The 12,391-nt window shown below is 43.1% G+C and carries 8 protein-coding genes and 1 tRNA gene; 8 read left to right on the top strand and 1 reads right to left on the bottom strand.

The genetic code is table 11. The features are described from left to right. Nucleotides 1–21: 21 nt before the first annotated feature. From BM398_RS08825 to BM398_RS08845, 5 genes are all read left to right on the top strand, one after another. Entirely contained in the window at nt 22–1,356 is a 1,335-nt protein-coding gene (locus BM398_RS08825) for a replication-associated recombination protein A (protein WP_092337355.1), read from the top strand. Next, the gene (locus tag BM398_RS08830) at nt 1,356–3,185 is read left to right on the top strand and encodes a DUF5722 domain-containing protein (RefSeq protein WP_092337356.1); all 1,830 of its coding nucleotides are present in this window, start codon (nt 1,356–1,358) and stop codon (nt 3,183–3,185) included. The genes BM398_RS08825 and BM398_RS08830 overlap by 1 nt, the downstream gene beginning before the upstream one ends. A gap of 21 nt (nt 3,186–3,206) precedes the next feature. Beyond that, a complete protein-coding gene (locus BM398_RS08835) occupies nt 3,207–4,355 on the top strand; it encodes an NAD(P)-dependent malic enzyme (RefSeq protein WP_092337357.1) in 1,149 nt (382 codons plus the stop codon). A 79-nt stretch (nt 4,356–4,434) separates the two neighbouring features. Next, nucleotides 4,435–4,953: a DUF4364 family protein gene (locus BM398_RS08840; RefSeq protein ID WP_092337358.1), complete on the top strand. Its 519-nt coding sequence runs from the start codon at nt 4,435–4,437 to the stop codon at nt 4,951–4,953. 691 nt (nt 4,954–5,644) lie between these two features. Beyond that, nucleotides 5,645–5,717 (top strand) — tRNA-Thr (locus BM398_RS08845). Nucleotides 5,718–5,864: 147 nt separating this feature from the next. Here BM398_RS08845 and BM398_RS08850 read toward each other — a convergent pair. Further along, the gene (locus BM398_RS08850; RefSeq protein ID WP_175531892.1) at nt 5,865–6,815 is read right to left on the bottom strand and encodes an SH3 domain-containing protein; all 951 of its coding nucleotides are present in this window, start codon (nt 6,813–6,815) and stop codon (nt 5,865–5,867) included. A gap of 188 nt (nt 6,816–7,003) precedes the next feature. On the opposite strand from BM398_RS08850, the gene glmS reads away from it, so the two are divergent. From glmS to BM398_RS08865, 3 genes are all read left to right on the top strand, one after another. Next, nucleotides 7,004–8,827, top strand: a complete 1,824-nt coding sequence (gene glmS, locus BM398_RS08855) for a glutamine--fructose-6-phosphate transaminase (isomerizing) (RefSeq protein WP_092337360.1) — start codon at nt 7,004–7,006, stop codon at nt 8,825–8,827. A gap of 131 nt (nt 8,828–8,958) precedes the next feature. Further along, entirely contained in the window at nt 8,959–10,359 is a 1,401-nt protein-coding gene (locus BM398_RS08860; RefSeq protein WP_092337361.1) for an MATE family efflux transporter, read from the top strand. Nucleotides 10,360–10,386: 27 nt separating this feature from the next. Then, complete coding sequence (locus BM398_RS08865; RefSeq protein WP_092337362.1) at nt 10,387–12,114, top strand: ABC transporter ATP-binding protein; 1,728 nt, start codon at nt 10,387–10,389, stop codon at nt 12,112–12,114. Nucleotides 12,115–12,391 lie beyond the last annotated feature (277 nt).

Raw genomic sequence — 12,391 nt, forward strand, 5'->3', positions numbered from 1 at the left:
AATAGTAAAATCTAAAATGTTATGGATTTATTTGACTATATGCGTGAAAACAATATGGATAAAGAATCTCCGCTTGCCGCAAGAATGCGCCCGAGGACCTTGGATGAGGTGGTGGGACAGCAGCATATCATTGCAAAAGACAAGCTTCTTTATCGTGCAATTCAGGCAGATAAGCTAAGTTCCATAATATTGTACGGACCACCCGGAACAGGAAAGACCACGCTTGCTAAGGTTATAGCCGGTACGACTAAGGCTGAGTTTACTCAGATAAATGCTACCATAGCGGGCAAAAAAGATATGGAAGAGGTCGTTAACAAGGCTAAGGATAACCTTGGAATGTACGGCAAGAAGACCATTCTTTTTATAGACGAGATTCACAGGTTTAATAAGGGGCAGCAGGACTACCTCCTTCCGTTTGTTGAGGACGGGACTGTGATACTTATCGGTGCAACGACGGAGAATCCCTATTTTGAGGTAAACGGGGCTCTTATATCAAGATCGGTCGTTTTCGAACTCAAACCGCTTACGGCTGATAATATAAAAGTGCTTCTAAACCGCGCCGTTACCGATAAAGAGAGAGGAATGGGCGGTTATAACGCCGTTCTTGAAGATGATGCTGCAGATTTTCTTGCAGATTTTTCCGACGGAGATGCAAGGCATGCGTTAAATGCCATTGAACTTGGCGTTATGACAACGGAGCGCAGCAGTGACGGTCTGATACATATAACAAAAGAAGTGGCAGAGGAGTGTATTCAGCGTAAAGTTGCCAGATATGACAAGGACGGCGACAATCACTACGACACTATATCTGCTTTTATAAAGAGTATGCGAGGCTCGGATCCGGACGCTGCGGTTTACTATCTTGCAAGAATGCTGGATGCCGGAGAAGACCCTAAATTCATAGTAAGGCGAATGATGGTTTGTGCTTCCGAAGATGTAGGAAACGCAGATCCGCAAGCTTTACAGGTGGCGGTTGCAGCTTCACTTGCAGTTGAGAGACTTGGCATGCCGGAAGCGCGTATAACGCTGGCTCAGGCGGCAAGCTACATCGCTACGGCGCCTAAGAGTAATGCGGCATATCTTGCTATTGAGAATGCACAGCATACGATCAGGGAAACGGGAAATCTTCCGATTCCGCCGCATCTTCAGGATGCACACTACAAATCGGCCGCAAAGCTTGGGCACGGCCTTGGATACAAATATGCCCACGATTACCCGGACCATTACGTTGAGCAGCAGTATCTGCCGTATGAGCTTAATGGCAAGGAATTCTATAACCCGACAGGAAACGGATACGAACTTAAGATAAAGGATCATATGAAGAAACTAAAAAATAGAAATAAAAAGGGAGACTGATGAAAAAAAGAAAGCGCAGAATGCGAACCGGTAAAGGAAGTACAAGAAACCAAAGAATCCGGCGAAACAGAAGACTGCTTGCCTTAACAGGAATAGTTACAGCCGTTGCGCTTGTTTTTGTTACTGTATTAGTTGTAACTTTGCTTAAAAAAGTATATAACGGAGATTTCGATTCTGAACCGGACTCTTTTCTTGAGACTATTGAAGTAGCACATGATACTACCAATAACGGAAAGCACGAGTATTTAAATCAGGATATTATAAATTTCATAACGGGATCGGGTATGACGGTTACGGAAGCCCTTATGCAGAGACCGGAAACAATTGAACTTACGCCCGAGAACACTGCCGAATTTGCCAGCATCAACAACTGCGCTATCGTGGATGATGACAAAATCCAGATAGAAGCTACTTCTGCGGGGATACCGGCAAGTGATGACAAATACTATTATATTTTTGAACAGGCAACATATGAGGACGGCCTTGCAGAAGGCGCAGAGCCTATTGACAGGATATATAAGGGCGAAGAAGCACAGTTTAAGCTTAATCTGAAAAAAGATACTGCGGATTCAAGGCTTTTTTCCAAGTTTACACTTGCTGTCAGAAAAGACGGCGGCTTTGTCGGCATAAGCCATCCCAAGTACATAACAAATCCCGGAGCTTGCGCAAGACATAGCTACGGCGGGATGGAGCACAAGTCGATAAAGGGAATTCTTCCGCATCCGCTGAAACTTTCCGAACTTCCGGATCTTGGAGTGAATTATTGTTCTTACAATATTCCTCTTTCGCATATACTTACGACTTCCGGTGGGATTGAGTATGATTATGGCGGTAAGGTCTATCATTTTAACTCGCAGATAATGAATGATTATGATAATCTGTTCCAGAAGCTCAATGGAATGGGGATAGACATAGCTGCTATCATATTAAATGATGCCAGCCCTTCAACATATCCCGAGATTACTCATCCGGATGCCCGAAGCGGCTCAACTGCACCGTATTACATGTTTAACGCTGCAGATGAAGGCGGTGTAAAAGCACTTGCCGCTATCGGAAGTTTTTTGGCGGGAAGATATTCGGGAACCGGCCATGGCAATGTAAGTATGTGGATTATTGCCAATGAGGTCAACGCCAGAAAAGAATATAATTATATGGCAAAGACCGATGTAAATACATATACAGCGGCATTTACAAGAGCATTCAGAGTCTTTTACAATGCCATAATGAGCGAAAATTCAAGCGCTAAGGTATACATTCCGATTGACCAGCGCTGGACATATAATACGGAAAAGACAGGTGATTATGACGCAAAAGACGTTATAGATATATTTGCGTCGTCCATATCAAATTACGGAAATATAGACTGGGGACTTGCGGCTCATCCGTATTCTTTCCCCAACGGAAATACAGCGTTCTGGAATGCATCCAAGTACGTAAATCACACGGAAACAACACCTACGATAACAATGGATAACATCGAGGTGCTTACTAATTATATGCAGAAAGATTCCATGAGGGATACTTCGGGAAATGTTCGCTCCATAATTTTGAGTGAGCTGGGATATTCGTCCACGTCCGGAGAAGATGTTCAGGCAGCGGCATTTGCCTATGCTTATACAAAAATGGAAAAAAATGGCCATATTGACGCACTCATGCTGTCCAGGCAGGTTGATGCGCAGGAGGAGATATCGGCACTGGGGCTTGCGCTCGGCCTTGAAAATACGGGCGGAGGACACAAGAAGCTATATGATGTCTTCAAATACATTGATACGGACAAACGAAACGAAGTCGTGTCGTTTGCTTACAGTATAGTTGGAAAAGAGTTTTGACAAGAGAGGAGTAGTACTATTATGACTAACGCTGAGAAGGCACTTAAAATGCACGAGGAATGGCAGGGAAAGCTTGAGACACTTTCAAAAGCTGAGGTGAAATCAAAAGAGGACCTTGCTATTGCATATACACCCGGAGTTGCAGAACCATGTAAGCTTATAGCTGAAGATAAAGAGCTTGCTTATAAGTACACTATCAAGTCCAATACCATCGCCGTAGTTTCTGACGGTAGCGCGGTTCTTGGCCTTGGAAACATCGGACCCTACGCAGCAATGCCGGTTATGGAGGGAAAAGCAGTTCTTTTCAAGGAGTTTGGAGGCGTAAACGCAGTGCCTATCTGCCTTGATACTCAGGACACAGAAGAGATAATCAAAGCTGTTACATATCTTGCACCGGGATTTGGCGGAATTAACCTTGAGGACATTTCTGCTCCCAGATGCTTTGAGATAGAAGAGAGATTAAAAGAGACACTTGATATCCCCGTATTCCACGATGATCAGCACGGAACAGCCATCGTTGTTCTTGCAGGTGTTATCAACGGACTTAAGGTTGTAGGAAAGAAAAAGGAAGACTGCAAGGTAGTAGTAAACGGTGCGGGAAGTGCCGGAATAGCTATCACAAAGCTTCTTCTTCGCTATGGATTCAAGAAGGTTATCATGTGCGATAAGTCCGGAATTCTTAGCAAGACATCACCCGATCTTAACTGGATGCAGGAGAAGATGATGGATGTGACCAACCCCGATCAGGAGAACGGAACACTTGCCGATGCACTTAAGGGTGCAGACGTATTTGTCGGTGTTTCAGCTCCCGGAATCGTTACAAAAGAGATGGCGCAGGGAATGAACAAAGATGCGATCATGTTCGCTATGGCAAATCCTGTTCCCGAGATTATGCCCGATGTTGCAAAGGAAGCAGGAGTAAGGGTTATCGGAACGGGAAGAAGTGATTTCCCCAACCAGGTAAACAACGTTCTTGTTTTCCCCGGAATCTTCCGCGGTGCGCTTGAAGGAAGAGCAAAGCAGATCACAGAGGAGATGAAACTTGCGGCTGCAACTGCACTTGCAGGACTTATCCCTGATGAAGAGCTTAATGATGAGAATATCCTTCCTGCAGCTTTTGATGAGAGAGTAGCAGATGTTATTTCAGCAGCTGTAAAAGCTCACATTTGAGTAGTGTAGTGCTTTGCCGGCAACTGCCGGAGAGGCACGCCGGCTCGTTTACTATAGTACTTAAGATGGAGGCATTACTGTGAGCTCACGGTATCTTACTTTATACAAAATGATCGTTCTGTACATGCTAAAGCGCTGCGAGGTACCTCTTAGCAAGTCGCAGATCTATGACTTTATATTGGAAAAAGAATATACGACGTTCCTGACTCTTCAGGAAGTATTTGCGGAGCTTGTTTCATCGGAGCTTATCGTAGAAAAAACTATGGCAAACAGGACGTTTCTGGAGATAACAGCCGAAGGTGAAGAGACGCTCAAGTTTTTTGGCAACAGAATTAATCCGTCTATCAGGCAGCAGGCCGATGAATTTCTCACAGCTAACAGCCTGAAACTCAGAAATGAAGCCTCCATACTTAGTGACTACAGGAAAACAGGCGACAATGAGTACACTGCTCAGCTTGTAGCTATGGAGAACGGAAAGTGTATCCTTAACATCTCAATTCCCGTTCCCACCGAAGAGATTGCACAGTCAATCTGCGACAAGTGGCAAAAAAAGAACGAAGAGATCTACCACTACCTTATCGAAGAACTGATGATGTGAATACTGACGGTATCACCATATGGCTGTAAGGTGGATTTTCTTACCAATTAAATATGTTGATATTCAAGGCAATAAAAAATGAACTTTTCATTCTTCGCTCCAAAACTCGCCCATAAATGGGCTCAAACAGTTGGAGCGAGAACAGAATGAAAGGTTCATTTTTTATCACTCTTGAATATTGCAACATCTGTAAATGTTGCGAAAATCCACCTTATAGCTATATGGTGACGCAGACAGTCCATTGTTGCTGCGATTGAAAAATGCGAATCGCTTTTTTCTGCTCATATCTGCGGGAATAAAGAAAAAAGCAGAGGTCAAAAAGCTATTTTTACTGACTATATTGTAAGATATAGTAATATGGGCAGATATCAGATGGAAGAGTGAGCTGACTAAAACTTAGAAAAACAGTTTATGGTCAGTTGATTTGGAAGAAGTGTAGAGAAAAATAAGAGGAATTAAGGATTTTCTTACTGACTATTATGAGAAAAGTATAAATATGAGCAGGGGCGGGCAGAAAAAATACACTGCTTATAATTGAGATAAAATATAAGTGAGCAGACATGTATAAGAAAAAGGTACTGCCTATTTTCAAGATAATTCACGCATGAGCAGGAGATATACTCTTTCACTATATTCTGATTGACACCGTTATTTAGGATTGCTATAATAAACATCGTGCTTTAGGGCATGCGCTGTTGTAGCACAGTCGGTAGTGCGTCGCATTGGTAGTGCGGAGGTCACGGGTTCGATTCCCGTCAGCAGCTTAGAGAAAGTCGCTTTTGGCGGCTTTTTTTGTTTAGGTAGATTTATTCATAGACAGCCCAGCTACAATTTCAGACCTGATGCCCTTGGGGCTGGGCGTTAATTGGGGACAAAAAGGGCTGCCACACAAAAGTGCGACAGCCTAAAAATTAAGCGTCAATTACTGACATATAGTAAGAGTAAAGACTCTTGTATGTTGAGTTGTTGTAATGAAGCCCGTCACCGGTTGAGAAACCGTTCTGCTTTAAGTAAGAGTAACCGTCTATCCAAGTGACTCTCGGGTCAAGCTGTGACTTGAGCTTTGCGTTGAATTTTTCTATCTGCTCGTTAGAAACTGTCTTGCAGTTCTTTACGGGAGTTACTGCTGCGTAGTAAACCTTGATTCCGGCAGCTTCCCATGAATCGATGTTGCTGTTTACAAGTTTGATATATTTCGATGCGTTTGCAAGATCGTTTACACCAAAGTTGATTACCATTACGGTTCCGTTTCCGGCGTAATTGGGAATCTGGGGAAGAGCAGTGTTCTTGAACCAGCTGTAACCTTCTCCGACCTTGGCAACATATGCCTTATCTGTTGAACCTACAGCAGTTTTAAGCTGAACTGTTCTTGAGTCTCCTACAAAAAGAAAAGGCACGCCGGGGATTCCGGTAGATACATAATCCTTGCTGACATATCCTATTCCGTCTTTGTATGCTATCTCATACCAACCGCTGCCTGTTTCGCCTGTTACTGTGATCTGTGCGCCCCATGAGAGCTTACCGATCTTATCACACTGAATTCCCGCTCCGTTTCTTACGTTTACGGTAGCTGATGCGAACATGTTCGCAGGAACTTCATAGTGTACAACCACATTAGGGTCGATAGGTTCTACTGAGGAAGATGCTGCAGCTGAACTTTCGTCTGCTATAGCTGAGCTTCCTTCGATGGAAGCAATTTCAGGCTGAACCGAAACGTCTTCCGTTGAAGCGATAATTGCTTCCGTTGCCGAGACCTTGATCTCGTCCGTTGCAAATGCTGCGCCGCATACAGCTAATGATGCGACCATAAGTGCACCGGATACCAGTATTAAGTTTTTGTTTTTTAGATTTTTTAATTTCATATCTTCACCACTCATAATTCTATGAAATTTTACATGAGGTTTAACAAGATGTCAAATTTGACTAAAAAGCAACAAACTTTTATAATAAAGCATTAGTTGGTTTTGCGCTTGAAACAGGCGCTTTTGGTATGATATAAACATACTATATTATATAGGAAAATTTATATATATAGTTGATTGGAGAGGTTATGTGCGGAATTATTGGATATATCGGAAAAAAGAGCACAAAAGACATTTTATTGGACTCACTTGAACTTTTGGAATATAGAGGATATGACAGTGCGGGAATAGCTCTTTTCCCTGACGGAGCGAAGGGACCTACTGTAAATAAGGTTGCGGGAAGAGTTTCTAAATTAAGAGAAGTATGTGTTGGTCTTACAGATGAGGCGTGCGCAGGAATCGGACATACACGTTGGGCTACACACGGTGGCGTCAGCGATGAGAATGCCCATCCTCATCAGAATGGAAGAGTGACACTTGTACATAATGGAATTATTGAGAATTATAAGGAACTTGTAAAAGAGTACGATCTTAAGGGCAAGCTTATCTCAGAGACAGATACTGAGGTTGCTGCCGCAGTTTTGAATTGCCTGTATGACGGAGATCCTGAAAAGGCTTTAAGAGATCTCGTTTCACAGCTTAAGGGAACATTTGCTTTTGCGGTTATTTTTGCTGATCAGCCCGGTAAAATATATGCGATCAGAAACGTAAGTCCTATCGTAGTTGCAATGACTGAGCATGGCGCAATGCTTGCTTCTGATGTTGCGGCTCTTGGCGTACATGCAAAGGAATACGCATTCCTTCCCGAGTATCAGGTTGCATGTCTTTCAGCTAAGGGAATAGTGGTTCATGACGAGAAGAGACATGAGATTCCTCTTCAGCTCATGACTATTGACTGGGATACAAGTCGCGGTGGTAAGGGCGGCTATGCTTTCTATATGGAAAAAGAGATCCATGAACAGCCCGACGCCGTAAAGGATACTTACACACCTCACATCGTAAATGGTAACACTTCATTTGAAGCAGAAGGCATTCCGAATTCTCTTTTCAGAGATAATCAGAATATAGTGGTTATTGCCTGCGGAACAGCTATGCATGCGGGACTTATAGGTCAGCAGCTCTTCCATACACTTGCCAATATCCACACTGATGTAGCGGTGGCTTCTGAGTTTACATACACTAATCCCGTTATTAAGCCCGGAACTCTTGTTATCGCGGTTTCACAGTCAGGTGAGACGGTAGATACTATCGAGGCTATTAAGTATGCGAGAAAGAAAGGTGCAAAGGTACTGTCCATTGTAAACGTAAAAGGTTCAACAATTTCAGATATCAGTGATTACTGCATTTATACACATGCAGGCCCTGAGATTGCTGTTGCAAGTACCAAGGCTTTCACCAGCCAGCTTACTGTTTTCTATCTTCTTGCAATCCATGCGGCAAGACTTAACGGACTTGTTTCAGAGGGAGAGAGCAGCAAGTTTTTGAAGGAACTTCAGAGAGTACCTGAAGTTATCGGTCAGATTTTGGAGAAAAAAGAATTTGTAAAGAAGATGACAAGTAAGTTCCTCCTTTCAGAGAACGCATTCATGATCGGAAGAGGACTTGATTACTCACTTCTTCTTGAAGGTTCGCTGAAACTTAAAGAAATATCATATGTTCATTCGGAAGCATACGCATCCGGTGAGCTTAAACACGGAACAATTGCTCTTATTACGGACGGGATACCTGTAGTTGCGCTTGTTACACAGAGTGCAATCGCATCTAAGGAATACTCCAATATCAGAGAGGTTCAGTCTCGTGGAGCCAGCATGATCCTTATTACCAGAGAATCTCTTTATAAGGACATGAATATCCCCGAGGATGATACATTTATCCTTCCTGAGATGGATGATATGTTCATGCCGTTCCCTGCAGCCGTTGTTATGCAGCTCATAGCTTATTACACATCATATACAAAGGGATTTGATGTTGATAAGCCAAGGAACCTTGCTAAGGTTGTTACGGTTGAGTAATTGATATATACCATGTTTTTTGAATCTAGAGAGTTTTGGCGATTTATACACTAAACTTGTATTATAATTGCCAGAACTCTTTTATTTGACGGAAATTTTTGTTCTTATTGAGTGGACGAGGTTGAATTATTATGAACGGAATATTTAAGGAGAAAAGAAGCTTATTTGGAGAAGCCTCTTTTTATAAAAATGCATTAAAGATCGCGGTACCCATCATGCTCCAGCAGCTTATCCAGAACATGGTATCGCTTATCGACAACTTCATGGTATCGGGACTTGGAGACGTGTCCATGTCCGGAGTTAACGTTGCAGGCCAGATACTGTTTATTTTCATGGTGTTTCTTAATACCATCTGCATGTCGGGAGGAATATTCCTCACACAGTTCTTCGGGGCAAAAGACAAGGCAGGAATGCAGCAGGCATTCATCTTTAAAGTTTTTATGGGACTTTCTGCGTTTATACCTTATTTTCTGGTGTGCAGAGTCTTCCCCAGGCAGTTCCTGTCGCTTATGCTTTTAGGAAATACGCAGGCGCCTTTTATTCTTGATGAGGCGGTAAAGTACATCCACATCATGTTCTGGATGGGACTTCCTATGACTTTTTCTGTCTGTATAGCGACATCTTTGAGAGACATGGGAAGAGTAAAGGCACCGCTTATTGTAACTATAATCGCTACGCTGACCAATACTACGTTTAACTACCTTCTTATCTACGGGAACTTCGGTTTCCCGGCACTTGGCGTAAGAGGAGCGGCTGTTGCGACCGTTATAGCAAGAACACTGGAATTTGTTATCTTCGCAGGCATATATATCAAGGTGAAGCCTGATTTTGCTATCGCATTAAAGAGCGGCATTAAAGTTGATTTCCGTCTCTTTGGCGAGATATTGAGAAAAGGAGCGCTTATGCTCTTCTGTGAGATGACATGGGTGCTTTCTGAGACTGTAAATACAGCTATTTTTAACAGCAGAGGCGGAGCGGAAGTAGTATCGGGAATGGCAGCGGGCTTTGCCATCGCAAATCTCTTCTTCGTTGCATTTGGCGGTATCTATTCGGCTACAAGCGTGATAATGGGTAAGACACTTGGAGAAGGCAAACTTGAAGAAGCACGTAAGCAAAAGAGCTGGCTCTTGTCGGGGGCATTTGCCTTTGGATGCGTAATGACGCTGGTGGGCTTTGTGACTACGCTTATAGTACCTGTCGTATACGGAAGATTGAGCGACGGCGCGATAGACATATGCAGAAGAATGGTTATTGTTCTGTCAGTGTTCATGCCTATATGGGTATACATCAACGCTCAGCAGGCGGTTGCAAGATCCGGAGGCGATACCAAGATGGGCGCATACGGAGATGCGGTAATAACTTTGGTCGTACTTCTTCCTATGATCCTTATCCTTGGTAAATACACTGATATAGGCCCTATAGAGCTCTTTATATGTGTAAAGCTTGTTGATTTTATCAAGATCACTATTTTCCATTTCTGGTTAAAGAAAGAGAACTGGCTCAACAACCTTGCGGTAGGGCATGCTGAGTAAATTACGTTAAAAGAGGAATTAGACATCATGGATCTTATCAAGAAATTTATACCTTATTACAAACCCTATATCGGAGTGTTCTTGTTCGACCTGTTCTGCGCAACGGTGCTGTCTGTGATAGATCTCGTTTTCCCGCAGTTCATAAGAATACTCAGAGAGACACTGTTTCTTGAAGAACCTGAGATTATAATGAAAAGAATCTGGATTATCGGACTTTTGTTGCTTGTCTTGTACTTTATCAGATTCCTGTGCAGGTGGTACGTGACCTACTGGGGACACATGATGGGCGCTAAGATGGAGTCCGGCATGCGAAAAGAGCTCTTTGAAAGGTTTGAAGCATTCTCTTTTTCATATTATGACACACACAATACGGGCGAGATGATGAGTAAGCTGGTATCGGACCTCTTTGATATATCCGAGCTTGCGCACCACGGTCCCGAGAATATATTTATCTCTTTTGTGAAAATAGTCGGTTCCTTTATTCTTCTGATGCGTATAAACGTGCCAATGACGCTGTGCCTTGTGTCTGTTGTGCTTGTCATGGCGGTATTTTCTGTAAGCCGTAACAGGAAGATGAGAGCGACGTTTTCCGATAATAGGAAGAAGGTTGCGGGAATTAACTCATCCCTTCAGGATACGCTCGGCGGTATCAAGGTCGTGAAGTCCTTTACGGGAGAGGAGATTGAGGAAAAGAAATTTGATAAAAGTAACCTCGCTTTCCTTGAATCAAAGAAGGACAATTACAAGCAGATGGCGCTTTTCCATTCGGGAAATAACTTCTTCGAGGGACTATTGTTTGTGACTGTTATCGTGGCAGGAGGCGTATTTATTGCCAAAGGGCAGATGACGGTTGAAGATATGGCTATTTATGCGCTATACATCAACATATTTATCAATCCGGTCAATGTGCTTGTTGAATTTACGGAACAGCTTCAGAAAGGCCTTGCGGGCTTTGGAAGATTCTGCGAGGTCATGGAGACGGAGCCTGAGATTGTTGATAAGGATGGGGCAAAAGAGCTTACACACGTTGAGGGCGTTATCGATTATGAGGACGTTTCTTTTGCTTACGGCGAGGAAGAAAGCGTCCTTGACCACATCAGTCTACATGTTGAAAAAGGCAAGAATATAGCTATTGTAGGTCCGTCGGGCGGCGGAAAGACAACGCTTTGTTCACTCCTTCCAAGATTCTATGATGTTACGGGCGGAAGTGTTAAAATAGACGGAGTTGACATTCGTGACGTAACTCAGAGATCTCTTAGATCATTTATCGGAATTGTGCAACAGGACGTGTATCTCTTTAACGGTACGGTTCGCGAGAATATCGCTTACGGAAAGCCTGATGCCACAATGGATGAGATAAGAGAAGCTGCTGAAAAAGCAGACCTGACGGGCTTTATAAACACTCTGTCAGATGGATTTGACACACTTGTCGGTGAAAGGGGAGCAAGACTGTCAGGTGGCCAGAAACAGCGAATTGCCATCGCAAGAGTGTTCCTTAAGAACCCTCCGATCCTTATTCTCGATGAGGCGACGAGCGCACTCGATAACGAGAGCGAGAGATATGTTCAGGACAGCCTTGAAAAACTCTCGGTCGGAAGAACAACCATCACGATTGCACACAGACTTTCTACAATCCTTGGTGCAGACGAAATCATCGTCCTTGGAAGCAACGGCATAGAAGAACGCGGAACCCACAAGGAACTTTTAAGGACAGGCGGATTGTACGAGAAGTATTACAGAATGCAGTTTGAGTAGATTGAATAAATAATCAATGTAGTGGTCATTCGTTTGAGGGATGTCACTTGAAAAACAGACTTTGGCGATTTATAAGCATTTTTAAGCGTATAAATCGCCAAAGTTTTATTATTTTGACCGCTTTTGGCGACTTATAGATGGGAAATGACTATTAAGGATTGCCGCTTCCGAAAATAAGTTCAAGTATATCATATTGATACATGAATACATTCCTCCTTTTGTTTTGAGATGACAGATTGCATTATATTACAATTCGATTAGCAGAGAGTATATCATT

The sequence above is a fragment of the Butyrivibrio sp. M55 genome (assembly GCF_900116865.1).
Classification (GTDB): Bacteria; Bacillota; Clostridia; order Lachnospirales; family Lachnospiraceae; genus Butyrivibrio.